We start from the raw sequence: 25,014 nt of genomic DNA on the forward strand, positions 1-25,014 counted from the left end.
AGTCAGAACCTTGAAAACTGCATAGAGAAAAGCATAATGGTGTAGGAAAACGTCGTAAAGACAATTCCAATGTAGGTCAAGCTACAAAGGGCTAACGGTGGATTCCTAGGCACACAGAGGCGATGAAGGACGTGGCGACCCACGAAAGGCTTCGGGGAGCTGGAAGCAAGCTTTGAGCCGAAGATGTCCGAATGGGGCAACCCAGAAACAGCTCGCTGAATCCATAGGCGAGTATGAGCGAACCCGGTGAACTGAAACATCTTAGTAGCCGGAGGAAGAGAAAGCAATAGCGATTTCCCAAGTAGTGGTGAGCGAACGGGAAACAGCCTAAACCAATGGGATTTCCCGTTGGGGTTGTGGGACAGTCATCAGAGACCGCCGAGGCTAGACGAAGCAGTTGAATACTGCACCAGAGAAGGTGAAAGTCCTGTAGTCGAAAGCCAAAACGGCTCGACTGTATCCCGAGTAGCACGGAGCCCGTGAAATTCCGTGTGAATCTGCCTCGACCACGAGGTAAGGCTAAATACTCCTGTGTGACCGATAGAGAACCAGTACCGTGAGGGAAAGGTGAAAAGAACCCCGGGAGGGGAGTGAAATAGAACCTGAAACCGTTAGCCTACAAGCAGTGGGAGGACGATTTAACGTCTGACCGCGTGCCTGTTGAAGCATGAGCCGGCGAGTTACAAGTTATGGCAGGTTAAGACCGAATAGGTTGCAGCCCAAGCGAAAGCGAGTCTGAATAGGGCGTTACGTCATAATTTGTAGACCCGAACCCGGGTGATCTAACCATGTCCAGGATGAAGCTTGGGTAAAACCAAGTGGAGGTCCGAACCGACCGATGTTGAAAAATCGGCGGATGAGGTGTGGTTAGGGGTGAAATGCCAATCGAACCCGGAGCTAGCTGGTTCTCCCCGAAATGCGTTGAGGCGCAGCGGTTGAGGTTTAAACCTGGGGGTAAAGCACTGTTTCGGTGCGGGCTGCGAGAGCGGTACCAAATCGAGACAAACTCTGAATACCAGGGGAACACTCAACCAGTGAGACGGTGGGGGATAAGCTTCATCGTCAAGAGGGAAACAGCCCAGACCACCAGCTAAGGTCCCCAAATCACTACTAAGTGATAAAGGAGGTGGGAGTGCCCAGACAACCAGGAGGTTTGCCTAGAAGCAGCCATCCTTAAAAGAGTGCGTAATAGCTCACTGGTCAAGCGCTCCTGCGCCGAAAATGAACGGGGCTAAGTAGTGTACCGAAGCTGTGGAATAGGCAACTATTGGTAGGGGAGCGTTCTGTAGTAGTGTGAAGCACTAGCGGCAAGCAGGTGTGGACGAATCAGAAGTGAGAATGTCGGCTTAAGTAGCGAAAATGTGGGTGAGAATCCCACACCCCGAAACCCTAAGGGTTCCTCCGGACGGCTCGTCCGCGGAGGGTTAGTCAGGACCTAAGGCGAGGCTGAAAAGCGTAGTCGATGGACAACGGGTTAACATTCCCGTACCGTTTGCAGTTGATGAAGGGGGACGAAGTAGGTGTTCGTCATCCGGATGTTGGTTACCGGTGCAAGTGTTCGAGGTGTTGAGGTCTGGTGAAAACAGACTGAGCTGAGGCACGAGTCCGACCCGCTACGGCGGGGAAGTGATAGTCATCAGGCTTCCTAGAAAAGCCCTATACATCTTAAACTGTAAATGCCTGTACCCGAAACCGACACAGGTGGGGTGGTTGAGAATACTAAGGGGCGCGAGGTAACTCTCTCTAAGGAACTCGGCAAAATGGCTCCGTAACTTCGGGAGAAGGAGTGCCTGCCGAAAGGTAGGTGGCACTGAAGAGGCCCAGGCGACTGTTTACCAAAAACACAGGTCTCCGCTAAGTCGCAAGACGATGTATGGGGGCTGACGCCTGCCCAGTGCCGGAAGGTTAAGGAAGTCGGTTAGGAGTAATCTGAAGCTGATGACCGAAGCCCCGGTGAACGGCGGCCGTAACTATAACGGTCCTAAGGTAGCGAAATTCCTTGTCGGGTAAGTTCCGACCCGCACGAAAGGCGTAACGATCTGGGCGCTGTCTCGGAGAGAGACTCGGCGAAATAGAATTGTCTGTGAAGATACGGACTACCTGCACCCGGACAGAAAGACCCTATGAAGCTTTACTGTAGCCTGGAATTGGGTTCGGGCTTCGCTTGCGCAGGATAGGTGGGAGGCTGTGAAGAATTCCTTGTGGGGGATTCTGAGCCATCGGTGAGATACCACTCTGGCGAAGCTAGAATTCTAACCTTTTCCCGTTATCCGGGAAAGAGACAGTTTCAGGGGGGCAGTTTGACTGGGGCGGTCGCCTCCTAAATGGTAACGGAGGCGCGCAAGGGTTCCCTCAGGCTGGTTGGAAATCAGCCGTAGAGTGCAAAGGCATAAGGGAGCTTGACTGCAAGACCTACAAGTCGAGCAGGGACGAAAGTCGGCCTTAGTGATCCGACGGTGCTGCGTGGAAAGGCCGTCGCTCAACGGATAAAAGTTACTCTAGGGATAACAGGCTGATCTCCCCCAAGAGTTCACATCGACGGGGAGGTTTGGCACCCTCGATGTCGGCTCATCGCAACCTGGGGCGGTAGTACGTCCCAAGGGTTGGGCTGTTCGCCCATTAAAGCGGTACGTGAGCTGGGTTCAGAACGTCGTGAGACAGTTCGGTCCATATCCGGTGCAGGCGTAAGAGCATTGAGAGGAGCCTTCCCTAGTACGAGAGGACCGGGAAGGACGCACCGCTGGTGTACCTGTTATCGTGCCAACGGTATACGCAGGGTAGCCATGTGCGGAGCGGATAACCGCTGAAAGCATCTAAGTGGGAAGCCCACCTCAAGATGAGTGCTCTCACTGGGTTAGCCAGGTAAGGTCACGGGAAGATTACCCGTTAATAGATGTCAGGTGGAAGTCCAGTAATGGATGTAGCCGAGGCACACTAACAGACCGAGGGCTTGACCTCTTTTACACTCGCTTTTTCTCTATGCAGCCTTTAGGGTTTGGTTTCTACACTACAATTTAATATGATGACTCTGCCTCTTTCTTGATTTGATTGAGGCTTTGTCTTTTGATAATCTGGTATTCACCATGAGTTCTGAAAGGTCTGAGTTATCTTATCTGAGTTAGTAGCCCCTGCTTTTCCAAGGGTTCCAACTTGGTGTCGGGCGATCGCATTAGGGATTGACGCATTTCTAGTGTTGTTGATTACTGGTTTATTAGGGCTTAGTGGCTTAGTCGGATTTTTGGTATTTATGCTGCTTTGGATAGCCTCACGGGTGTTTGTCGTTTATCGAAACTACGGACAGAGCTTGGGGCGCTGGGCTTTGAATATGAGGGTAATTGATACACGATTCCACCGAACACCGCAATTGCTAGAATTATCTAAGCGCGAGGGGGTCCTAGGGTTTTTTGTATTCTTGGCCCTAAATGGATTAGGCAGTCTGGCTTCAGGCCATGCCGGAGTTGTGTTATTATTAGTTCCCCTGATCGCTGATGGTGGAACTGTGCTTTTTGATATGGCTCAATACCCGCAAACTTTTCACGATCGCCTGGGCGAAACCATCGTTATTGGTGTTCAGCGAGGCTATTCTCTGGATATTAGAGTCAAAAATTGGATTGACAAAATGCAGCAATACCTGAAATAATAGATGATTGTGCTTTATTAAGAAATCTTTTAGGATTATGGCTAAAGGTGTTCGCATTGTAATCACGCTGGAATGCACTGAGTGTCGCACCAATACCGATAAGCGTTCTAAGGGTGTGTCACGGTATACAACGACCAAAAACCGTCGGAATACAACTGGCAGAATGGAACTCAAGAAATTCTGCACCCACTGTAACAAACATACGGTTCACAAAGAAATCAAATAGTGCTTTCAGATGACTGGTGGGAGAGTAGTCATCCCCATCGACATAGAATCATCCATTAAACTAACAGGAGTCAAAGCCCATGAGCTATTTCCGTCGCCAAGTTTCGCCCATTGATCCCAAAACCCCCATTGATTATAAAAACATCGAGTTGTTGAAAAAGTTTATGACCGAACGGGGCAAAATTCTACCCCGCCGCATTACCGGTTTAACCTGTAAACAACAACGAGACCTGACAAAAGCGATCAAACGGGCTAGAATTTTAGCCATGCTATGCTGCCCTTTGTCAATAAAGAAGGCTGATTGAATTGGTGGAAAAGGGAACCTTAGTTGAATTCCGTCATCATGGGGAGCGCCGTCTCGCTGTGGTAGATCGCCCTGAAGGAAAAAAGCACTGGATCTTAGTTGATGACCAGGGAAATTCCCATACCGTTCATCCCAGACAAATTACCTATGAGGTAGGGGGAACGACTTATCGTCCTGCTGATATTCCCTCTTTTTATGAAGAAATACAACCCTATCTAGATCCAGCTAGTTTAGAGATAGCCTGGGAGATTTTGATTGAAGAGGGGGAAACAGTAGACCCCAAAGGAATGGCATTGTTGCTATTTTCGGAGGAAACTCCAGCCCAGTGTTATGCCAGCCACCTGTTGCTATGCAATGATAAACTCTACTTTAAACAGAAGGGCGATCGCTATGAACCTCGCCCTCCCAACCAGGTAGCAGAAATCAAACATCAACAGGAAGTTGAACAGCAACGGGAACAGGAAACCCAACTGTTTTGGCAGCGAGTTGAACAATGTCTAGCGGGAGAGGTGGTAGAATGGCGGGGGAGCGATCGCACTCGCCTTGATGCTTTAGAACGTTTTGCTCTTTATGGGGAGGAAGCATCCCATACCGGACCCGCCTTAGAAACCCTAAGCAGTCTTAATCGCCCTCAAACTCCCAGTGCCTCTTTTCAATTGTTGGTAGACTTGGGGATATGGAGTCTGCATGAGAATCTTTCCCTATGGCGCAGTCAGATCCCAACCCAGTTTCCCGCAAAGGTGCTAGACGTGGCTCAATATTATTTGCAATCTCCCCAACCTGACCCGGATCAAGGTCATCGGTTCGATTTAACTCATCTGAAGGTCTACACCATTGACGACGAAAGCACCCGCGAAATTGATGATGGAGTTAGCCTAGAATTCCTGGAAGACGGAACCCAAAAAATTTGGATTCACATTGCTGACCCTACTCGTCTAATTACACCGGGAGATGAACTAGACCTAGAAGCGCGGCGCAGGACGACCAGCGTTTACCTACCGACGGGGATGATTCCCATGTTCCCCCCAGAACTAGCCACGGGGCCGATGAGTTTGGTACAGGGTAAAATTTGCTGTGCCTTGAGCTTCGGGGTAGTGCTGAATGAGGATGGCAGCCTGAAGGATTATAGCATTCATACGAGCATCATCAAACCTACCTACCGCCTCACCTATGATGACGTGGATGAGATGCTGCACTTGGGTATTAAGGCTGAACCAGAAATCGAGATTTTAGGACAGTTAGCCAAACGTCGCCAACAATGGCGTTCCTCCCAAGGGGCTATTAGTATTTATATGCCAGAATCGATGATCAAGGTGGAGGGGGATGAGGTAATTGTTAAACTCCTTGATGATTCTCTGTCTCGCCAAATGGTGGCAGAAATGATGATTTTGACTGGGGAGGTAGCGGCTCGCTATGGTCAGGAGCATAATTTAGCATTACCCTATCGCAGCCAGCCTCAACCGGAACTACCCCCAGAAGAGGAGCTGCTGCAACTACCAGCCGGAGCGGTCAGAGCCTGTGCATTGCGTCGTTATATGCCTCGCAGTGAGGTTAGCTTAACTCCGGCTCGCCATGCAAGTTTAGCCTTGGAAACTTATACGCAGGTGACTTCCCCCATTAGGCGTTATAGCGATCTCTTGGCTCACTTCCAGATTAAGGCTCATTTGCGGGGAGATGATCCACCTTTTTCGGTGGAACAAATGCAGGAAATGGTGATGAGTCTCGGTCCGGCGGTGAAAGAAGCCTCGAAGGTGGAACGGGAGACTAACCGCTATTGGAGTTTGGAATATTTGCGTCGTCAAACTGATGAGGTCTGGGAAGCTATTTTGCTGCGGTGGTTGCGCGAGGATAGTAATTTAGGTTTGGTGATGCTGGAGGAATTAGGGTTAGAGTTACCAATGCGGTTTAACCGTGATATAGAACTTGGCGATCGCTTTGAGGTCAAAGTGACCCATTCTGACCCACGCCAAGACGTGATTCAATTCCAGGAAATTATTAGCCCAGCCACGGAACCAGCGGTTTAGGAGAATAGCGACCAGCAGCAGGCGGAGACGGGTTAGAAACCTGCCCCTACCTGCCCTAATAAATTAGTTGTCGCCGAGGGCTTCTACGATCGCCCTAGTATTGGCTTGCATCATCCTAACATAACTATCCCCTTCGGAACCAGGTGCGCCAATAGAATCTGAATATAATTCTTGGGGGGCTAATTCCACCCCGGCTTCTTCCGCAACCGCCCTAATTAATTGGGGATTAAGTGTAGTTTCTGCAAAAATAGCAGGGATTCCTAGGCGGCGGATTTCCTCTGCTAAATTCCGCACAGTTTGGGCGCTAGGTTGTTCTTCGGTGCTGATACCTATTAAGGTTCCGGGTACAGTTAAACCATAGGCGGCGGCGTAATATTGAAAAGCATCATGGGTGGTGACCAGATAACGGCGATCGCTAGGAATTGTGGCAATTTGTTCACCAATCCAAATATGGAGTTTTTCCAACTCCTCAATAAGCTGTTCCGCATTATCCATAAATATCTGCCGATCATCTGGGGATAGTGCTATTAATTCATCCCGAATTACCTCAACCATGACGATCGCATTTTCCACATTTCCCCACACATGGGGATCCGGTTCTACCTCTCCATTTTCTTCAATAGTTAAGGGAGTGATAAACTCAGCAACTGCCACTCTTATGGCCCTTTCTCCCACCGCTTCAATTAACCTAATTAAACCTGGTTCCAAATTATGACCATTATACAGAATTAGGTCAGCGTTTTCTAAGGCTATACTATCCTGGGGGACAGGTTCATAAATATGAGGATCTACCCCCGGCTGTAAAAGACTGGTATGTTGAATTTGGTCAGAGGCGATCGCTTCAGTTAAATCGGCAATAATAGTGGTAGTAGATACCACTTTCGGCATTTCATCCCCAGTAGAAACCACCGACGGCGACTGACAACCCCCCAGCAACAACCCACACAATAACCCAACTACACCTAACCCCTTAGCCATTGGTCTAGCCATTTGTACTTAGTCCTTTTCATTTTGTTTTCATAAATTATTTCATATTTCTTTCATTTTTGTGCTATTCTTGACATAACTTGAAATAAAGCGATCGCAAATCATAGTTATGGATACTCTCAAAATTGCCCACAACTCCTTTATTAAGCAGGTTTCAGCCGATATGAGTATTATCATCAGTAACCTGGGGGTACAGTACCGAGGGATTGAAGCACTGCGGGACATTAATCTACAGGTGAACCCAGGACGGCTAACCGGAATTATTGGACCCAATGGTGCGGGTAAGAGTACCTTGTTAAAAGCTATTTTGGGGCTGATTCCTGCCACAGGAAGCCCTGCCATTTTCGGTGAACGTCCCCTGAGTCAACAACGCCACCGCGTCGCCTACGTCCCCCAGCGATCGCAGATAGACTGGACCTATCCCGCCACAGTTTGGGATGTAGTAATGATGGGAAGAGTCCGCCAAACTGGTTGGTTTAGAGGCTTTTCGGGAGTCAGTCGTCGCTTGGCTACCCAAGCCTTACAGCGGGTAGGAATGGAAAGCTATAGTGCGCGTCCTATTGGTCAACTTTCAGGAGGTCAACAGCAACGGGTTTTCTTAGCTAGATCTTTAGCGCAACAGGCGGAAGTTTTCTGCTTTGATGAACCCTTTGCGGGTATTGATCAAAAAACTGAAAATGTGATTTTTAGTATTTTCAGGGAGTTAGCAGCTTCCGGCAAAATTGTGTTAGTAGTTAATCACGACTTAGGTAAATCCATTACCAATTTTGATGACTTAATTCTGCTAAACAAAGAACTAATCGCCGCCGGAACTAGGGAAGCTGTCTTAACTCAGGAAAATCTTGATCATGCTTATGGTGGTAGGGTCATGTTTTTCTCAGACAATGCAGCTTAATGGCGTTGGAGAATTATCTATTGAGGATAAACCCGGTTTTTTGCCCTGTATATCCATCCACAAAAATCCAGGTTCTGAAGATATAAGAGACAGTATCAACATGATAGTTTGGGAAATATTAATAGAACCTTTGCAATATGGTTTCATGCAGCGATCGCTCACTATTGCTATATTGGTGGGGTTAATTTGTGCCGTGGTTGGTAGTTATTTAATGGTGCAGCGGCTGGCTTTATTAGGGGATGCCATCAGCCATTCCGTTTTACCTGGATTAGCGATCGCCTTTATTTTAGGGTTTAATATTTTTGTAGGTGCGTTTATCGCTGGGGTATTCAGTACAGTATTAATCGAAATAATCCGCACCCACTCCAAAATCAAAGAAGACGCAGCCATGGGGATTGTTTTTTCCGGCTTTTTTGCTTTGGGGATTACTCTAATTACCATCATTCAAAAAGACAATAAAATCGACTTAAATCATTTTCTCTTTGGCAATATCTTGGGAGTTACAGCCTCCGATGTCCGGGATACAATGATTATTGCTGCTATTGTCTTATTGGTCGTCTTCCTCATTTATAAAGAATTATTGTTCTATACCTTTGACCCCCAGGGCGCGGAGGCGGCTGGCTTACCTGTGAACCTGTTAAATTTAGGGTTAATGATGTTAATTTCCTTAACTATTGTCGCCAGTCTCAAAGCTGTAGGAGTCATCTTAGTTTTATCCTTATTAATTACACCATCAGCCACGGCTTATTTATTGGTTAATCGTTTGCATAATGTGATGATTTTAGGGGTGTTAATTGGCGTGGGTTCTAGCATGAGTGGAATGTATCTGAGTTATTTCTATAACTTGCCTTCCGGTCCAGCCATTGTCTTGGTGGCTTCTGGTTTATTCCTAATGGCGTTTTTATTTAGCCCCAGTGAAGGACTGCTAACCCACCCGGTTAAGATATCCAAAGAACCGCCACTTTTAAAGGAAATCAAAAATTTAATTAATCGTTAGGTAATTTCACTAAAATTAAACGGCTATCCTGGATTAATTCATTTTTAAAATTATAATACTCAACACTTTGGCTAATTGGTATCATTTTAAACCCCAACTTTTGATAAAACTCAGGTAAATAAGCATATTCAGGGTTGGCTGTAGTTCTCAAGATATAACCAATGTGATCTGATAAATGACCAAATAAGGTTTTAAACAGTCCTGTGGCGATACCTTGCTGACGGTAATTAATGGCTACACCTAAATCAGCGACATAGTATAATTTATCAATGCTGAGTCCGGTTTGCTGAGTGAATAAATCAGAATTTAGATGAACTTTTTGGTTATTCATATATCCCCAAGTCTCAAAAAATTCTAACTCTCCTATATTGGCGGTTTCAGCTAAGGGGAGTGCCGCAATAAATCCCATGGGGTTTGAGTCAGAATAAGCCAAGTATAAAACCCCGGATTCAATATATTTTTGAAAGTAAAAATTGACTTTTTCTGGGGTTACTTTTTCGTTAAAAGGGGGAGCAGAAAAACACTCATGGACAGTAGTATAAAGACCTTTAGCCATGGCTGATTTAAGTTCATTCCCAGAGTTAATTTGTGTAAAATTAATGCTCATTCAACTTGTCCATTGATGAATTTTGCCGGATTAATTATACCATAGTTGAATAATGGCGCTTAAAAATACTTAACCTAAATACGGATGACAAATCATCAATTTGTCCTTACACTGAAGATAGAGGATTCAGTTTACAGATCCATGCGATCGCGGCTGTAGCAGCCAGAAACTGATGTCCACCGCTTAACCAGATTGAGCAGTTTGATTGACTAACAATTTCAATTGATTAAACACTGTATGACCGACAAGCAAACACTTACAGGATAGGATCATGTTGTATGATGCAATCATTATCGGTGGTGGTGTAACCGGATGCACCATTGCGCGAGAATTGATGCGGTATGCGATTCGAGTTGCGCTAATTGAATCAGAAGCAGAAGTGGGTTTCGGAACCAGCAAAGCCAACAGCGGTATTATTCACGGTGGACATCACAGTTCCCCTAATACGCTGAAAGGTAGGCTAGAATGGGAAGGAAACCAAATGTGGGATACCATCTGCGAAGAATTAGGGTTTGGTTTTAAACGCATTGGAGAACTTACTGTCGCTTTCGCAGAAGACCAAATACCCACACTAGAAAAATTGCAAAAACAGGGGGAAGCTAAAGGAGTTCCTGGCTTAGAAATTTGGCAACGGGAACGCCTGCGAAAAGAAGAACCTCACCTAACATCAGAGGCGATCGCTGCTTTATATGCGCCGACAACTGGGGTGGTTAATCCCTACGAGGCTTGTTTTGCTCTAATTGAAAATGCCTGTATAAACGGCTTAAATCTCTTTACCAATTGTAAAGTTACAGCCATTAATCAAACCCCTGATCATCACTGGGTAATCCATACCCCCAGAGGGGAATTTAATACTCGTTTTGTGATTAATGCGGCTGGACTATATGCAGATGCGATCGCTGAATTTGCGGGAGTGCGTACCTTTACCATCAAACCCCGTAAAGGAGAGGAATATCTCCTCGATAAGCGATTAATTGGACTGGTCAAACGAGTAATTTTTCCCTGTCCTACTCCCGTTTCTAAAGGTATCTTAGTCATCCCCACCTATGACGGGACTTTAATGGTGGGTCCTACCGCCGAAATGGTGGACGATAAGACCGATTTAACCACCTCCCACGAAGGGGGAAAAAAAGTTTTTGATGCAGTTACCCAAACCGTCCCAGGAATTAGTCCTAGGGACTGTATAGCTGAATTTGCGGGACTCCGCGCGGTAGTAGACGGAGAAGATTTTATCATCGGGACTACGGCGAAACCTGGCTTTATTAACGTGGCGGGAATTCAATCACCAGGACTAACCGCAGCACCAGCGATCGCCACTATGGTTAGGGATATTTTACACGAAGAAGGCTTATCCTTAGCCCCCAAAGATAGCTTTATTCCCTCAATTACTAAACCCATTCATTTCGCCTCTCTTTCTACAGAAGCACAAATTGCACTGGTCAACCAAAACCCTAGCTATGGTCGAATTATCTGTCGGTGTGAGTTAATTTCCGAGGGTGAAATTCTGGATGCGATCAGCCGAGGCGCAAAAACATTAGATGGCATTAAATTCCGCACCCGCGCGGGAATGGGTCGCTGTCAGGGGGGATTTTGTACAGGACGCTGTATGCAACTTTTATCCCAGGAATATAACATTCCCATGACCGAAATTACCAAACGTGGCGGCGATACCTGGGTAGTGCGTGAACAGCATTCATAAATACCCACTAATTAACACTGATTACAACCCATAGCTTATTGTGCCTAAAAATGGCGGGTTAATGTCGGTTACTTACTACCGACAAAAATTGACTATATAACCCGCCCCAAATTTAGTCTGTGTTTGTTGTTAGCCATTGAAAAATTATCATGATTACCGAGAGTATTAAGCACCTAAATAGCAACTATGATGTAGTAGTTGTTGGCGGCGGACCCGCTGGGATAGCGGCGGCGTTAGGCGCGAAAGAGTCTGGCGCTGAACGAATTTTAATTGTCGATCGCGAAAAGGAAGCGGGAGGCATTTTATTGCAATGTATTCACCCCGGTTTTGGACTCCAACACTTTAAAGAAGAATTGACCGGACCTGAATATGCTCAACGTTTTTTAGAACAAGCGATCGCCCAGGATATAGACATTATAGCAGATGCCTATATCTTAGATATAGATGGCGATCGGCGAGTTAAATTAATGTCTGGAAGCCACGGAATGCACGTCATTTCCGCCAAAGCCACTGTCTTAGCCATGGGTGCGAGAGAAAGGACTCGTGGCGCTATTCGCACCCCCGGAACCCGCTGTTCAGGAGTCTTAACCGCCGGGTTGGCCCAAAGATTTGTAAATTTACTAGGATTTTTACCTGGAAATAAAGCCGTAATTCTGGGTTCTGGGGATATCGGATTAATTATGGCGAGACGGCTAACCTTGGAAGGGGTAGAAGTGGCGGGAGTATTTGAAATAATGCCCCACGCCAACGGATTAAACCGGAACATTGTGCAATGTTTACAGGACTTTAATATCCCCCTATATCTATCTACCACAGTAGTAGAAATTCATGGACGCGATCGCATTGAAGGAGTCACCGTCGCGCCAGTTAATGAACATCTACAACCCCTCGCCGACCAAAGCTGGTATGTTCCCTGCGACACCCTGTTATTATCGATTGGATTAATTCCCGAAAACGAACTATCTCGTCAATTACAACTGCGAATTGATCCGGTTACCAGTGGTCCAGTGGTTAGCAGCACCATGGAAACTTCTATGAATGGAGTTTTTGCTTGTGGTAATGTCGTCCACATTCATGATCTAGTTGATTTTGTCAGCCAAGAAGCCATTTTAGCTGGTCGAAATGCGGGATTATATGTAACGAAAAATCGCCCACCTACCGATAATATCCGTTTAATTCCTGGTGAAAATGTCGCCTATTGTGTACCTCAAACCATTTCGAGCGATCGGGATCATACCGTTTATATGCGAGTGCGTCGTCCTCTCAAGGAAAGCATTTTAAAACTTGGGGATATTTATGAGAAAAAACTCCGGTATGTATTCCCCGCCGAAATGGTCAACCTGAAAGTCAAACCCCGGTTTTTGCAGAACTTCCACGGAGAGGCTTTAACAATTGATATCCTCCCCCTTGAGTAAATCCCGCCAATTTTGAGGAGAAATAAGCCATGACTAAAACCACAGAAACCACCACAGAAACTACCATTTCTCATTATCTATGTATTGGTTGTCCTTTGGGATGTCGCCTAGAAGTTGAGGAAGAGAATAACCACATTGTCGAAGTGCGAGGCTTCACCTGTAAGCGAGGCGAGGAATATGCGAAACAGGAACACACCGAACCCCGTCGCATGGTGACAACTACAGTGCGAGTTAATAATGGTATTTGGGCAAAATTACCCGTAAAAACTACCGCAGCCATACCGAAAGAAAAAGTGATAGAATTATGTCAGCAATTGCGGCAAGTCAATGTCACCGCCCCGATTCATATCGGCGATACCATCTTATCTAATGTTCTTGATTTAGGTGTCGATGTGGTGGCATCACGAGATATGCCTACTGCCCCCAATTGATGGTCAAAATCGACTAAAATTGATTTATACAAGGTGTTTCGGCACCTTGTATAAGTTCTCGTATCATCTATTTTAGCAGATCACCTAGTAGTTAACTAGATTGTTAAAATTTGTACAAAAATTTTATAAAACCCATAGTTTCCTGTTACTATATATGTTGTAGGAGACTAAATATAGATCCTGTTTATACTCCACCGTAATCAACCGCAGGGCTTGGGAGACTTGGCAATGGCTAAAATTTTAATCGTTGATGATTCTAGTCTCTCCCGTAGGATTATGCGTGGTATCTTAGAAACAGATAAACACGAAGTCATTGAAGCTACAGGGGGACTAGCTGCGCTGGAACGCTACTTTATCGATAAACCAGACCTGGTTTTAATTGATCTGGCTATGCCAGATATGCAGGGGACAGAAGTTTTAGAAAAACTCATGGCAATGGATAACACAGCTAGGGTTATTATTGCCAGTGCTGATGCTCAGGAAATGACTCGCGCTGCAGTTCAAGCCGCTGGGGCTGTGGGCTACATTACCAAGCCTTTTATGGCTCAAAGTGTTCTCGACCAGGTAAATCAAGCTCTCATTACTATATCACAGTCCTAGGGAGGTGCTGCGATGATCCTGACCGAAAAGCAAAAAGATGCTCTAACTGAGTTAATTAATATTGGTTTTGCTCGCACTGCCAATTCTTTATCACAGCTAACGGGTCATCGCATTTTGCTTGATGTTCCTCAAGTTTCTATTCATCCTATTGAAGAATTAGCGGCTAAACTGGCGAGTTTTGTTAATGGTGAAATTGCCACAGTACAGCAGATTTTCACCGGGCCAGTGTCGGGAAATGCTCTATTATTATTAAACTATGAAGGGGCGGTAATGTTGTCCCGTTTAGTGTCCCCAGAGGGTAGCCCATCAAGCGATCGCCTTGACGTTCCCGCCGGAGAAGTGCTAACAGAAATTGGCAATATCCTACTTAACTCCTGTTTAAGTGTATTCGGAAATTTACTAGAAATTCAGATTTCCTTTTCGGTACCGCGCCTTTACCTAGAAGCCCTAGATGGACTGATTCATTCTCTGATTATTGGCAAGGAAGAAGTCCGCTATGCCATGGTAATGTATACCTCCTTTAAAATGCGTGAAGACTCCGTAAACGGCTATCTAGTGCTGGTATTGGGTGTAGTTTCCTTAGAGAAATTATTGGAGTTGATAGACAGTTGGGCAGATGAGGCTGTAGCGCCATCTCTGACTCGGTAATCCACCAATTACTATTAAATATGGGATTTACCTAATTATGTTAGATCATAATATCCATCTTTCCCATAGTCACGCCTTGTTAAAATGGCTCAATAACTTTGCAGAACAGGGCATTTTTACTACTAATAATAAATTAGAATTTCTCAGTTGGAATCATTGGCTAGAAATCCACAGTGGTAGGTCAGCCCAAGATTTAATTGGGTGTCATTTATTCAGCCTTTATCCTGACATGAAAGAACGAGGAATCCATCGATTTTATGAACAAGCTCTCCAAGGTCAAGTAGCTTTCCTGTCTCAGCGCCTCCATTCCTATCTCATTAATATTCCGGCAAATATTGGCAGTCATTCTTTATCCCCAATGCAACAAAGCGTCCGTATTGCTCCCTTAATTGAAGCGGGAGAAATTTGCGGAACTATTACTGTAATTGCTGATGTTACCGAACGGGTAATTCGAGAAACAGAACTACAACAAAAAATCACTAAACTTGAGCAAACCGAAGCGAGATTAAGTTCTATTCAGATTCAACTTGAACATTTATTAGCATCGAGTCCGGCGATTATTTATACTTGTTATCCCACCGATGACTATCCCCCTAAATTTATCAGTGATAATCTCATAACTCAACTAGGATATCAACCTAGTGAATGGATTAATACCCCCAATTTTTGGAGCGATCGCATTCACCCTGATGACCGCCCCAAAATCCATCATCGTTGCTCACAAATTCTCAAATTAAATCACCTAACCACCGAATATCGTTTCCGCCATAAAAATGGCAGTTATCGTTGGTTACGAGACGAAATGAAGCTGGTGTGTGATGCCTCTGGTCACATTGAAGAAATAGTCGGTGTTCTCTCAGATATTACCGAAACCAAGAGACTAGAAATCCAACTACTGAGAGCGCAAAGACTAGAAAGCATTGGCACCCTAGCCAGTGGCATAGCCCATGACCTCAATAATATTTTGACACCGATTCTCGCCTCCGTGCAAATGTTTCAATTAGGACTTGACCAAGAAAAACAAAATAAAATGCTCAAGTTAATTGAAAATAACACCAAACGGGGAGCCCATTTAATTAAGCAAGTTCTTTCCTTCGCCAAAGGCTTTGAAGGGAAACTAGAGATTTTTCAAGTCAGACACTTAATTAGTGAAGTAGCAGATATTGCCAGGGAGACATTCCCCAAATCTATCAATGTTAGCACCAATGTTTCTAAGGAACTCTGGACAGTTTATGGCGACCCCACCCAACTACATCAAATCTTAATGAATCTCTGTGTCAACGCACGAGATGCCATGCCAGGCGGGGGGAATTTATCACTATCAGCTAGTAATGTTATTTTAAACCAAAAAGAAGCTCGTTTAAACCTTGATGCGAGGGAAGGTTGTTATGTAATGATTACCGTCTCTGATACGGGAACTGGCATTACCCAAGAAGTCTTAGACCGGATATTTGAACCGTTTTTTACTACCAAAGAATTTGCTAAAGGTAGTGGCTTAGGACTATCCACAGTCCTAGGTATAGTTAAGGGTCATAATGGCTTTATTGACGTTGATACTCAAATGGGTTGCGGAACTACTTTTAGAGTTTATATACCCGCCTCAGAGGACACAGAAACTACGGTTTATGAGCATTTAGAATTAATTACAGGTCAGGGTCAACTAATTTTAGTGGTTGATGATGAAGAACCTATCCGAGAAATTACTAAAGCGAGTTTAGAGAGTTTTCAATATCAAGTTTTGGTAGCAAGTAATGGAGTTGAGGCGATTAAAATATACCGTCAATATTTAGAGCAAATTGACTGTGTGGTTATCGATATTATGATGCCTGTTATGGCTGGCAAAACTACTATTAGGGAGCTAAAATCCCTGAATCCTCAAATTAAAATTGTCGGAATTAGCGGTTACTTTTCAGTAGATATAGCCAAAGATATAGCTGAGTTAGGAGTTGATATATTTTTAGCAAAACCTTTCACCACACAGGAGTTATTAGAAGTGCTGCAAAAATGCCTTAATTCTAGTCCCCCAAAACCCTAGGCACTTGATTCATAAAAATAAAGGGGTTTGTTCTGCGATGCTCCCTAGAACCGACCCCTAAGTTTGACGAGGTTTGACCCTGACTCAGGAAAAAATCATGCCTTCCCTAAACTAGGAAACTCGATTACAGTCTGAGTTCCTGGCTGAAAAGTTGGCAGATCTAAATTGCCGGGACGGCGACTCTTTTGAGCCAGACGATAGGTAACACTTTGTAGTTCTGCGTGCAGTTGCCGATTTTCCCGTTGCAGTTTTTCCACCCTTTCCATGACCTCTTCGAGGCGTTCTGAAAACTTCTGGCGGTAGACTCCAGGTAATTCTTGAACTACCTGTTCCAGCATTCGAGAGCGATCGGTTAACTCCTGGACAGACTGTCTAAGTTGGTAAACTTCCAGATCCCGCTCATTGATCTGGTCTTGATAAAACTTAACCTGTTCCTCTACTTGCTGGAGTTGTTCCCGCAAGGACTTCATCTGAGCCTGGTGTCGCTCGGCCATTTCTGGATCTGGCGCTAAATTAGCATTTCCCTTCACCAGACGGAATAATTCTTGAGATAACTGCTGCACCAGTTGATCTCGCATTTTTAACTCTTCACTCAGCCGCGCGACTTCTGCTGTGAGTTCCTGGGAGTTGGGATTATTTTTCTGGCTCATGATAACCAATGGCTCCTATAAACTTCCAATATGCCCCCTAAAATACTCCCAATTCCACCCAATCGGCAAGAGAGAGACAAAAGGAGTATCCCCGGGTCGCGAATTGGCACGGCTAACCGTCACCAACTCCTGACCTGACTTGAGCTTTACACCTCTTGGGGTTCGGCTTCTGGTTCGGCTTCGACTTGGACAGCAGATGGGGTGACATCTTGTTTAATCGTCAGATAACGAATTACATCCCCACCTATACGCATGGCTCTTTCCATGACTTTAATCTGGTCGCTGTCGCCACCTTCATAGTTCATCTGGATGTAAATGCCTTCGCGATACTTGTCGATATCATAAGCTAAACGACGCTTACCCAAATTTTGCACCTCAAGATTTTGTGCGCCATGTTCCCGCAGGATGTCTTGATATTTGGCTCGCGCCGCCTCTAGCTGCTCCTCATTTAAGTCAGAGCGCAGGATATACATGGTTTCGTAAATAAAAGGCTTCATTCTAATGATACTCCTTATGGACAATTCAGGCTTCTACCCAGAAGCAAGGATCTATACATTCTACATTAGTTCCCTGCACAATACAATCAACAGCAAAGTTGATTTTTTATTCAATTTTTTTAAAATTGTTCAGCCAAATCACGGTCGGGGGTTGACAAGCGCCGGGAACTAATGGTATGATTTGGGTATACTGTAAAATAATGGAATTATAACCCCAAATAAAATTTTTTAAAATGTTTCCATTATTTAAGACAATAGCATAAGTCAACCGTAAAAGCAACCCCCCGGCTGGGAGGGCTGGGGGGACTTTTTGACAAGTTTTACAAAACTTAACATAATTTCCGAGGACGAGATAGGGTCTAGGGGTATTGGAGACTACTCATGACCCATTTTAATAAGTTTTGCCACTCAGGAGATGTAGATAAATGATCGACATCGAAAATAGCATCGACACTTTCTGAATACTGAGTAAAACTTTCGACCCAATTAATGACGGTTTCAATAGGTAGAAAAGGACTATAAGACCATGAGCGCTGTAAATATTCGACCATCTCAGTATTGAACCCAGTATGGTATAAATACCAGGAACTCCAGACCAAGGTACTATAGCGAACCCAGTCCTCAATTACTTGAATTTCCAAGGGTATATCTGGCAAATTAAAAAATTTATCGAGGACATAATTAATAGACTTGGCTTGAGAGATACCATCTCGCATAGTATTGCGATCGTGCTGACGATAGCACACAGTCGATCGCTTCAGCCAAGCGCTGCGATACCCGCTGGAGGCCAAACGCAAAATCAAATCGACATCCTCCGCATGAGCCAACCCAGGTTCAAACCCTCCGACGGTATCCAAAGCCTGGCGGCGGAACATCAAAGTTCCCATAGTCCCCAAAGGCTTCCAGCGCAACCAATTCTCTAAATTCAACTCAGCGACCATTTCCCAAGGCTGAACATCGATCAGCATTTCGCCAGTTTGGTTAACCCTGCGCCAACCACTATGGACGATCGCCAATTCGGGGTCAGCATCAAATACAGCGAGTTGGCTTTGGAGGGTATCGGGAAAAAAGTAATCATCGGCATCGAGAAAAGTGATAAACTCACCCCTAGCCAAACTCAGACCATGATTTCGCGCCACGGAAACCCCTTGATTATCCTGATAAACATAGCGAACTTGGCTGTCATAGTTGGCTACTACTGAGCGAGTCTGGTCTTGAGAACCATCATCAACAACTATGATTTCATAATCAGTCTCAGTTTGAGCCAGTACACTATCAATGGCTTCGGCAATATACTGTTCACAGTTGTAAGCTGGGATCACAACACTGATACGGGGATAAGATTCAGACATGAGATTATCAATAAAATCAATTCGTCAATTACTGAAATTTTAACTAGAGTGAGTTGTTGTCAACAGAACCGATTGAGTCTATGACTATGAAAAAACCGAGAGCGATTAATAAAAACCACCCGGTCGGTCTGTGGATCGAACGAGGTCTGTCAATGATAGCGGTTGTCAACTATGCCCTAGTTTTATTTAATATTAGTTATATACCCTGGCGCGACTTTTATTTCCGTTATTTTCGAGAGTTAACGGAACTGTATGATCCGATTATGGGGATTGAACCCCACCGGGACACGGTCAGATATATAGAAACTGTAGAAGCTCTTAATAACCAGGTGGTGGAGACGGGACTACAATCACCGGAAGTAGAGGTGATTCTGACGAGTCTGCGACAGCAAAGTATAGAAATGGTTGATACTAACCCTTTTGCGATCGCCAATCAAAGTGGTGCTTTAGAGACTATTAAAAATCGAATGCGCGATCGCGCTCCCAACCCGGACGATTCTTCTAAGCAAGCATTCTCTACTTTTTGGACTGTTGAATATTTAGCCGATCATGGATTTCCACAGGAGATAGGCTGGTTTAAGAGTGAGATCAAGCCGTTCATGGAGGCTAATTATTTTCGAAGTTTATCAGAAACCGGTAACTTTGTCAACGATTTCTGGAGAATTGATTTTCCGTTTGTGATCTTCTTTTTAGTGGAATTTCTGATTCGGACTAGGGTAGTCAGCAGTAAATTTAACACGGTGACTTGGCTAGATGCGATGCTCTGGCGTTGGTACGATATCTTAATGTTTGTTCCGCTGCCAACGGCAAGATTATTAAGGATTATTCCGGTAACTATTCGTTTAGACCAAACGGGATTAATTAAGTTGGAGAAACTCAGAGCATTTGCCAGCCGAGGTTTAGTGTCATCGGTATCGCAGGAATTAACGGAAGCGGTGATTATCCAATTTATTAATCAAGTGCAAGACCAACTGAGAGAAGGTAATATTGGTAAGGCGATCGCTCAATCACAACAGCAGCGGTATATGAATATTAATAACCTGAATGAAATCGAATTTATTTCTAATCAATTAATTCAGGTAGTGGTTGATAAGGTTATCCCACAACTAGATTCAGATATAGAGGCACTAATTCGTTATAATGTGGAGAGTGTAGTCAAAAATTCCCCGGTGGTAGAAAGGTTTAAAAAAGTACCAGGATTTGAGAATCTGGCGAAAGAATTAAGCGATCGCCTGATCGGGGAACTATCCCAATTAGCCACGGAGGGTCCAAATAGTGCCTATGAAGCGATCCGTAAAGCGATGTCGGACCGGAAGGGAAGCCAACTAACAGAGCAACTGGTGCGGGACTTTGGCAAAGTATTATGGCAGGAAATTGAAGGGGAACAAATGCAGCAGTTTGAATATTTACTGGTAGATCTATTAGAAGAAATTAAACTGAATTATATACATCGAGTGGACGAAGAAAACTTCGAGCAAGTTCTAGCCTCAATCCAGGAAAGGCGCAAATTAGAGGGATTGATTGTTTACGAGTCCGACTGAGGCGATCAGACCCCTCCCCCACTCCTAGATAGCCTAGCCACAGGGAATTATGGAGTGGTGATCATCCAATAGTTCAATTGTGAGCTAGAGTAATAGATAAGGAAGTTAAGCTGCGGGTCAGCCCTCAGCTTCTTGTGGGAGATACAGTTTCATCTACAAGTGGGTGACACCCACTTTTTTTAGTGGCAGCATTTCCATAGCCCTACTACCAGGTGAGGTTTATGGTAAAGGATGATCTCCAGGTTTCCGTAACCCTAGGCTGAGGTACAAACCCCAATAGAGCCTAATTGTAGCGTTTTAACATCAAATCTGACTATGGTTCACCCCCTAATTCCCAAAATCATCGACCTAGCCACTCCAGTCGCCAAGCCTCTGGGGTTAGAAGTCGTGGGGGCAATGTTTTACACTAACCAGAAGCCTCCTGTACTGCGGGTTGATATCCGTAATTTGGAGCAAGACACCAGTTTAGAAGATTGTGAGCGGATGAGTCGAGCCCTCGAAGAACAACTCGATGCGGTAGATGTAATTCCCGATGCTTATATTCTGGAAGTATCGAGTCCCGGTGTATCGAGGTCCCTAAGTTGCGATCGCGATTTTATCTCCTTCAAAGGATTTCCGGTAACAGTCACCACCTCCGAACCCTACAAAGGACACAAACAGCAAAGTGGAAAATTGGTGGGGCGCGACGAGATGGCAGTCCATATCAATCAGAAAGGGCGACAAATCTCTATCCCCAATTCCTTAATCACGGAAGTCCTGCTAGAGGAGGGGGAATAAAGCCGACTCTCAGGAAACAAGCTAATCTCAATTTGTGTATTTAACTAATTACGAGGACAAATCATTATGTCAATGGTAAGTTTACCCGGGCTCAAAGATATGATTGAGAGCATTTCCACGGAGCGCAACCTACCGAAACAGGCGGTAGAAGAGGCTCTGCGGGAAGCCTTACTGAAAGGGTATGAACGCTATAGGCGCACGGTTCAGATTGACACCCAATTTAGTGAGGACTACTTCGATAATTTTGATGTAGAACTCGATGTTGAGGAAGAGGGATTTAGGGTTTTAGCCAAAAACCTAACTATTGTGGAACAAGCCAGTAACCAAGACCATCAAATTTCCCTGAAGGATGTGCAGGAAGTCGCCCCAGAAGCTCAATTGGGAGATACAGTAACTTTAGATGTTACCCCAGAGCAGAATGAGTTTGGGCGCATGGCTGCCATTCAAACCAAACAGGTTTTGGCTCAGAAGTTACGGGACAAACAGCGGAAGATGATTCAGGATGAGTTCGCCGAACATGAAGGAACCGTCCTACAGGCTCGGGTACTGAGATTTGAGCGCCAGTCGGTGATTATGGCTGTAAGTAGTGTTTATGGACAGCCAGAAGTTGAGGCAGAATTACCCAAACGAGAACAATTACCCAAGGATAACTATCGGGCTAATGCCACTTTTCGGGTATATCTGAAGCGCGTTTCCCAGGGTTCCCAGCGTGGTCCTCAATTGATTGTGTCTAGGTCTGATGCGGGGTTAGTGGTGTACCTGTTTGCGAATGAGGTGCCAGAAATTGAGGACGAAGTGGTGAGAATTGTGGCTGTGGCTAGAGAAGCCAACCCACCCTCGAATCATGTGGGTCCACGAACTAAGATTGCGGTTGATACTTTGGACAGAGATGTTGATCCGGTGGGAGCTTGTATTGGCGCGCGGGGATCTCGAATTCAGGTGGTAGTTAATGAACTGCGGGGAGAGAAAATAGATGTGATCCGCTGGTCTCCTGACCCGTCAATTTATATTGCTAATGCTCTGAGTCCGGCTCGTGTGGATGAAGTGCGGCTGGTGAACCCAGAGGAACGTCGAGCCCATGTGCTGGTAGCGGAAGACCAATTGAGTCTGGCTATTGGTAAGGAAGGGCAGAATGTCCGATTGGCTGCACGTTTGACGGGTTGGAAAATTGATATTAAAGATGCTGCTAAGTATGATGCGGCGGCGGAAGATGAAATGGAGGCTAGAAGGTTTCAGGGACAACTAACTGCGGAAGTATCGGAAGCGGAAAGTTTGGATATGGAAGCTACAGAAACATCTGAAATTCAGGTATAGGGGGTTTTGGGGATGTTACAAATAGGAGCATGATTTAATCTCAAATTAGGTTAATATTTTAGGGCAATACGGTATAATAAGCGAGAAGGGTTGAGGATAAACCTATTGCCAGATATGTCAAACCCAAGGAAGCCGCCCAAATCCTTCGAGTCCATGAAAGAACACTCCGCAGATGGGACGAAAATGGCTCAATCGAGACTATCAGAACCCCCGCTGGGCAACGACGATACAACGTTGAGTCATATACTGCTGCCAAATCAGGCAGTGACAAACGCAAAGTCGTTATCTATGCCAGAGTTAGTAGCCGCGCCCAGCAGTCCGACCTCAACCGACAGGTGGCCGCACTGTCCAACCTCTACCCCGAAGCAGAAGTCGTCTCAGAAATCCGAGGCGGGCTCAACTTCAAGGGAAAGAAAATGCTGGCCTTACTGGGACATCATTTGTCAGGAGATGTCGGCATGGTTGTCGTTGCCCACCCAGACCGATTGGCAATATGGGGATTTGACTTGTTTCGATGGCTCTGTGAGCAAAACAGGTGCTCACTCATGGTTCTCAACGAGACAAGTCTCAGTCCAGAACCAGAAATGGTTGAGGACATCCTCGCCATCCTCCACTGCTTCAGTTCCCGATTATACGGAGTGCGTAAATACAAAACTCAGGTCAAAGAAGATCCGGATTTACCCCAGCCCGGAGCTAAATCAAGTCTGGCGTAAATGGTTGGCCGCTTGTCGGTATTGCTACAACCAAGCAATTGCATTATCTAGGAGTGGTAAACGACTAAGCAAACTGAAATTACGCAACGAAGTGATGCAGAGCGACTTGCCTGCATGGGTCAAAGAAGCACCCTGCCATATTCGGCAGAATGCTATCTTTGATGCCTATCTCGCCTTTTCAGCCAGTCCTGGCGCAAGGTTTAGGAGCTGTCGGGATAGTTCTCAAGCCATCAAGTTTAACGATGCTAATTTCTCTTCAGGGAGTTGGTATCCAAGACTCACGAAAGGATTAACTTTCATGGTTTCCTCAGCTATCCCTAAAACTTGTGTTCAAGGGACTCAATTAGTCTTGGCCAAGGGGCGGTGGTTTGCGGTGTTTCCTGAACCTGTGGCCATCACTCCGACTGACGCTACTGGCGTGATTGCATTAGCTCCGGGCGTCCGAACTTTTATGACCGGGTTTGATGGTTCACGATTTCTGGAATTGGGCTCCGGAGATATGGGACGCATTACTCGGTTATGTCAACATTTGGATGATTTAATGAGCAGAATCGCCAAGGAACTTAATCGTTCACGGCGACGCCGGATGAGGCAAGCGGCTCAACGAATGAGAACTAAAATCCGGAATTTAGTGGATGAGGTCCACAAGCAAATTGCTCATTACTTGACTAATGACTACAGCATAATTTTTCTGCCCACCTTCGAGACTTCCAACATGGTTGCCAAAGCCAAGCGAAAAATCAAATCCAAGACTGCCCGCGCCATGCTGACATGGGCGCATTATCGATTCAAACTAACCCTGAGACATCAAGCCGAGATAACTGGAACCACAGTTGTAGATGTGACCGAAGAATACACCAGCAAAACCTGTACTCACTGTGGTCAGATGCATTCCCAGCTAGGTGGCTCAAAAGTGTTCCGATGTCCGGAGTGTGGGTTCACTCTACCCAGGGACTGGAACGGTGCTTTTGGAATCTTTCTAAAAGCTTTGCGGGATACCGCCTCTGTTACCTTAACGGGTAATAGTGCTATCGTCGCATTGTCAGGCAATAGCCGGATAAATGTCGCGTAAATGTATCAGGATGCTAAATTATGGTAGATCATCTTAGGCGGTGTGTTACCTGTCGCCGCCTGGCTGCTAAACAGGAGTTCTGGCGATTGGTCAGAGTCTATCCATCTCATCAGGTAGAATTAGATCAAGGCATGGGTCGTTCAGCTTATGTTTGTCAAACGGCTGAATGTCTGATGGTTGCTCAGAAGAAAAATCGACTCGGACGAGCATTAAGGGCTCCGGTGCCGGAAAAAGTATTTCAAATCCTGTGGCAGCGTTTAGCTACGGACTCGCAGCCGGGTGGCTAGTGTAGCATAGGAACTGGAATTATTGTACAGCCATCAACCCACAATCTGGAATTAGTAAGGAGCATGATTTAATCTCAAATTAGGTTAATATTTTAGGGCAATACGGTATAATAAGATAATAAGGTGCGAGACGTTCAGGCATGAAATAAGGTTGCAATACCCGAAATCACCGCATGGTGGGACTTCCACCCCTTGGTGGAATATAGGGAGTCGCATCTCTGACCATCCCATAACTGTTTATATGTCCCGACGCTTGGAGAAATCTAAGCAAGGCAGGAGACCCAAGGTCAAGACAGAACGTTTG

22 protein-coding genes, 1 rRNA gene and 1 pseudogene are annotated in these 25,014 nt (G+C 45.3%); 19 read left to right on the top strand and 5 right to left on the bottom strand.

Going from position 1 to position 25,014, the window contains the following annotated elements; genetic code table 11:
- The first annotated feature begins 74 nt into the window (after positions 1-74).
- From XZ46_RS03465 to XZ46_RS03480, 5 genes and pseudogenes are all read left to right on the top strand, one after another.
- Positions 75-2,958: ribosomal RNA gene (locus tag XZ46_RS03465) — 23S ribosomal RNA — on the top strand.
- Positions 2,959-3,190: 232 nt separating this feature from the next.
- Positions 3,191-3,640 carry an RDD family protein gene (locus XZ46_RS03470; RefSeq protein WP_230428077.1) on the top strand — a complete coding sequence of 150 codons (450 nt, stop codon included), beginning with the start codon at positions 3,191-3,193 and terminating at the stop codon, positions 3,638-3,640.
- Between the two features lie 37 nt (positions 3,641-3,677).
- Positions 3,678-3,866: a 50S ribosomal protein L33 gene (gene rpmG, locus XZ46_RS28100; protein WP_006616669.1), complete on the top strand. Its 189-nt coding sequence runs from the start codon at positions 3,678-3,680 to the stop codon at positions 3,864-3,866.
- A 79-nt stretch (positions 3,867-3,945) separates the two neighbouring features.
- Positions 3,946-4,166: pseudogene (gene rpsR / locus XZ46_RS03475) on the top strand (30S ribosomal protein S18).
- An 8-nt stretch (positions 4,167-4,174) separates the two neighbouring features.
- Positions 4,175-6,193, top strand: coding sequence for a ribonuclease catalytic domain-containing protein (locus XZ46_RS03480; protein ID WP_006621546.1), 2,019 nt, complete (start codon positions 4,175-4,177; stop codon positions 6,191-6,193).
- Positions 6,194-6,256: 63 nt separating this feature from the next.
- Here XZ46_RS03480 and XZ46_RS03485 read toward each other — a convergent pair whose 3' ends face one another.
- Positions 6,257-7,183: a metal ABC transporter solute-binding protein, Zn/Mn family gene (locus XZ46_RS03485; RefSeq protein ID WP_006670824.1), complete on the bottom strand. Its 927-nt coding sequence runs from the start codon at positions 7,181-7,183 to the stop codon at positions 6,257-6,259.
- A 106-nt stretch (positions 7,184-7,289) separates the two neighbouring features.
- Here XZ46_RS03485 and XZ46_RS03490 point away from each other — a divergent pair, with 106 nt between their 5' ends.
- On the top strand, positions 7,290-8,075 hold the full coding sequence (locus XZ46_RS03490) for a metal ABC transporter ATP-binding protein (protein ID WP_006621544.1): 786 nt from the start codon (positions 7,290-7,292) through the stop codon (positions 8,073-8,075).
- A 100-nt stretch (positions 8,076-8,175) separates the two neighbouring features.
- Positions 8,176-9,072 (top strand): metal ABC transporter permease, encoded by an 897-nt coding sequence (locus XZ46_RS03495; protein WP_006621543.1) that lies wholly within the window; start codon positions 8,176-8,178, stop codon positions 9,070-9,072.
- Here the strand turns inward: XZ46_RS03495 and XZ46_RS03500 are convergent.
- Positions 9,062-9,679: a GNAT family N-acetyltransferase gene (locus tag XZ46_RS03500; RefSeq protein ID WP_008057103.1), complete on the bottom strand. Its 618-nt coding sequence runs from the start codon at positions 9,677-9,679 to the stop codon at positions 9,062-9,064. The two genes, XZ46_RS03495 and XZ46_RS03500, sit on opposite strands and share 11 nt — an antisense overlap.
- A gap of 271 nt (positions 9,680-9,950) precedes the next feature.
- On the opposite strand from XZ46_RS03500, the gene XZ46_RS03505 reads away from it, so the two are divergent.
- The 6 genes from XZ46_RS03505 to XZ46_RS03530 all read left to right on the top strand — a co-directional run bounded on the left by XZ46_RS03505 (position 9,951) and on the right by XZ46_RS03530 (position 16,507).
- Positions 9,951-11,378 carry an NAD(P)/FAD-dependent oxidoreductase gene (locus XZ46_RS03505; RefSeq protein ID WP_006621541.1) on the top strand — a complete coding sequence of 476 codons (1,428 nt, stop codon included), beginning with the start codon at positions 9,951-9,953 and terminating at the stop codon, positions 11,376-11,378.
- A 149-nt stretch (positions 11,379-11,527) separates the two neighbouring features.
- On the top strand, positions 11,528-12,793 hold the full coding sequence (locus XZ46_RS03510) for an NAD(P)/FAD-dependent oxidoreductase (protein WP_008057102.1): 1,266 nt from the start codon (positions 11,528-11,530) through the stop codon (positions 12,791-12,793).
- Positions 12,794-12,822: 29 nt separating this feature from the next.
- The gene (locus XZ46_RS03515) at positions 12,823-13,224 is read left to right on the top strand and encodes a DUF1667 domain-containing protein (protein ID WP_008057100.1); all 402 of its coding nucleotides are present in this window, start codon (positions 12,823-12,825) and stop codon (positions 13,222-13,224) included.
- 228 nt (positions 13,225-13,452) lie between these two features.
- Positions 13,453-13,824: a response regulator gene (locus tag XZ46_RS03520; RefSeq protein ID WP_006670822.1), complete on the top strand. Its 372-nt coding sequence runs from the start codon at positions 13,453-13,455 to the stop codon at positions 13,822-13,824.
- A gap of 12 nt (positions 13,825-13,836) precedes the next feature.
- Positions 13,837-14,472 carry a chemotaxis protein CheC gene (locus XZ46_RS03525; protein WP_006621537.1) on the top strand — a complete coding sequence of 212 codons (636 nt, stop codon included), beginning with the start codon at positions 13,837-13,839 and terminating at the stop codon, positions 14,470-14,472.
- Positions 14,473-14,509: 37 nt separating this feature from the next.
- A complete protein-coding gene (locus XZ46_RS03530) occupies positions 14,510-16,507 on the top strand; it encodes a PAS domain-containing hybrid sensor histidine kinase/response regulator (protein ID WP_008057097.1) in 1,998 nt (665 codons plus the stop codon).
- Positions 16,508-16,602: 95 nt separating this feature from the next.
- On the opposite strand, the gene XZ46_RS03535 is transcribed toward XZ46_RS03530, so the two are convergent.
- The 3 genes from XZ46_RS03535 to XZ46_RS03545 form a co-directional block, all read right to left on the bottom strand.
- Positions 16,603-17,157, bottom strand: a complete 555-nt coding sequence (locus tag XZ46_RS03535) for an Npun_F5560 family protein (RefSeq protein WP_006621535.1) — start codon at positions 17,155-17,157, stop codon at positions 16,603-16,605.
- Positions 17,158-17,303: 146 nt separating this feature from the next.
- The gene (gene rpsF / locus XZ46_RS03540; protein WP_006670624.1) at positions 17,304-17,654 is read right to left on the bottom strand and encodes a 30S ribosomal protein S6; all 351 of its coding nucleotides are present in this window, start codon (positions 17,652-17,654) and stop codon (positions 17,304-17,306) included.
- 359 nt (positions 17,655-18,013) lie between these two features.
- Positions 18,014-19,006, bottom strand: coding sequence for a glycosyltransferase family 2 protein (locus XZ46_RS03545; protein ID WP_006621530.1), 993 nt, complete (start codon positions 19,004-19,006; stop codon positions 18,014-18,016).
- Positions 19,007-19,092: 86 nt separating this feature from the next.
- Here XZ46_RS03545 and XZ46_RS03550 point away from each other — a divergent pair, with 86 nt between their 5' ends.
- From XZ46_RS03550 to XZ46_RS03575, 6 genes are all read left to right on the top strand, one after another.
- Entirely contained in the window at positions 19,093-20,547 is a 1,455-nt protein-coding gene (locus XZ46_RS03550) for a hypothetical protein (RefSeq protein WP_048895362.1), read from the top strand.
- A 315-nt stretch (positions 20,548-20,862) separates the two neighbouring features.
- Positions 20,863-21,324, top strand: coding sequence for a ribosome maturation factor RimP (gene rimP, locus XZ46_RS03555; RefSeq protein WP_006621528.1), 462 nt, complete (start codon positions 20,863-20,865; stop codon positions 21,322-21,324).
- Positions 21,325-21,390: 66 nt separating this feature from the next.
- Positions 21,391-22,638 (top strand): transcription termination factor NusA, encoded by a 1,248-nt coding sequence (gene nusA / locus XZ46_RS03560; protein ID WP_006621527.1) that lies wholly within the window; start codon positions 21,391-21,393, stop codon positions 22,636-22,638.
- A gap of 104 nt (positions 22,639-22,742) precedes the next feature.
- Positions 22,743-23,351 carry an IS607 family transposase gene (locus XZ46_RS28105; protein WP_071829301.1) on the top strand — a complete coding sequence of 203 codons (609 nt, stop codon included), beginning with the start codon at positions 22,743-22,745 and terminating at the stop codon, positions 23,349-23,351.
- Complete coding sequence (locus tag XZ46_RS03570) at positions 23,314-24,423, top strand: RNA-guided endonuclease InsQ/TnpB family protein (RefSeq protein WP_230428084.1); 1,110 nt, start codon at positions 23,314-23,316, stop codon at positions 24,421-24,423. The genes XZ46_RS28105 and XZ46_RS03570 overlap by 38 nt, the downstream gene beginning before the upstream one ends.
- 20 nt (positions 24,424-24,443) lie before the next feature.
- Positions 24,444-24,710 (top strand): YlxR family protein, encoded by a 267-nt coding sequence (locus XZ46_RS03575; protein WP_006621525.1) that lies wholly within the window; start codon positions 24,444-24,446, stop codon positions 24,708-24,710.
- Positions 24,711-25,014: the final 304 nt, after the last annotated feature.

The organism is Limnospira indica PCC 8005, from assembly GCF_000973065.1.
GTDB classification, from domain to species: Bacteria; Cyanobacteriota; Cyanobacteriia; order Cyanobacteriales; family Microcoleaceae; genus Limnospira; species Limnospira fusiformis.

What these genes read in the sequence shown, in the direction of transcription:
- rpmG (WP_006616669.1), top strand. Translation starts at nt 3,678, where the DNA reads ATGGCTAAAGGTGTTCGCATTGTAATCACGCTGGAATGCACTGAGTGT.
- XZ46_RS03485 (WP_006670824.1), bottom strand. Translation starts at nt 7,183, where the DNA reads ATGGCTAGACCAATGGCTAAGGGGTTAGGTGTAGTTGGGTTATTGTGT.
- XZ46_RS03490 (WP_006621544.1), top strand. Translation starts at nt 7,290, where the DNA reads ATGGATACTCTCAAAATTGCCCACAACTCCTTTATTAAGCAGGTTTCA.
- XZ46_RS03495 (WP_006621543.1), top strand. Translation starts at nt 8,176, where the DNA reads ATGATAGTTTGGGAAATATTAATAGAACCTTTGCAATATGGTTTCATG.
- XZ46_RS03500 (WP_008057103.1), bottom strand. Translation starts at nt 9,679, where the DNA reads ATGAGCATTAATTTTACACAAATTAACTCTGGGAATGAACTTAAATCA.
- XZ46_RS03505 (WP_006621541.1), top strand. Translation starts at nt 9,951, where the DNA reads ATGTTGTATGATGCAATCATTATCGGTGGTGGTGTAACCGGATGCACC.
- XZ46_RS03510 (WP_008057102.1), top strand. Translation starts at nt 11,528, where the DNA reads ATGATTACCGAGAGTATTAAGCACCTAAATAGCAACTATGATGTAGTA.
- XZ46_RS03515 (WP_008057100.1), top strand. Translation starts at nt 12,823, where the DNA reads ATGACTAAAACCACAGAAACCACCACAGAAACTACCATTTCTCATTAT.
- XZ46_RS03520 (WP_006670822.1), top strand. Translation starts at nt 13,453, where the DNA reads ATGGCTAAAATTTTAATCGTTGATGATTCTAGTCTCTCCCGTAGGATT.
- XZ46_RS03525 (WP_006621537.1), top strand. Translation starts at nt 13,837, where the DNA reads ATGATCCTGACCGAAAAGCAAAAAGATGCTCTAACTGAGTTAATTAAT.
- XZ46_RS03530 (WP_008057097.1), top strand. Translation starts at nt 14,510, where the DNA reads ATGTTAGATCATAATATCCATCTTTCCCATAGTCACGCCTTGTTAAAA.
- XZ46_RS03535 (WP_006621535.1), bottom strand. Translation starts at nt 17,157, where the DNA reads ATGAGCCAGAAAAATAATCCCAACTCCCAGGAACTCACAGCAGAAGTC.
- rpsF (WP_006670624.1), bottom strand. Translation starts at nt 17,654, where the DNA reads ATGAAGCCTTTTATTTACGAAACCATGTATATCCTGCGCTCTGACTTA.
- XZ46_RS03545 (WP_006621530.1), bottom strand. Translation starts at nt 19,006, where the DNA reads ATGTCTGAATCTTATCCCCGTATCAGTGTTGTGATCCCAGCTTACAAC.
- XZ46_RS03550 (WP_048895362.1), top strand. Translation starts at nt 19,093, where the DNA reads ATGAAAAAACCGAGAGCGATTAATAAAAACCACCCGGTCGGTCTGTGG.
- rimP (WP_006621528.1), top strand. Translation starts at nt 20,863, where the DNA reads ATGGTTCACCCCCTAATTCCCAAAATCATCGACCTAGCCACTCCAGTC.
- nusA (WP_006621527.1), top strand. Translation starts at nt 21,391, where the DNA reads ATGTCAATGGTAAGTTTACCCGGGCTCAAAGATATGATTGAGAGCATT.
- XZ46_RS03575 (WP_006621525.1), top strand. Translation starts at nt 24,444, where the DNA reads ATGGTAGATCATCTTAGGCGGTGTGTTACCTGTCGCCGCCTGGCTGCT.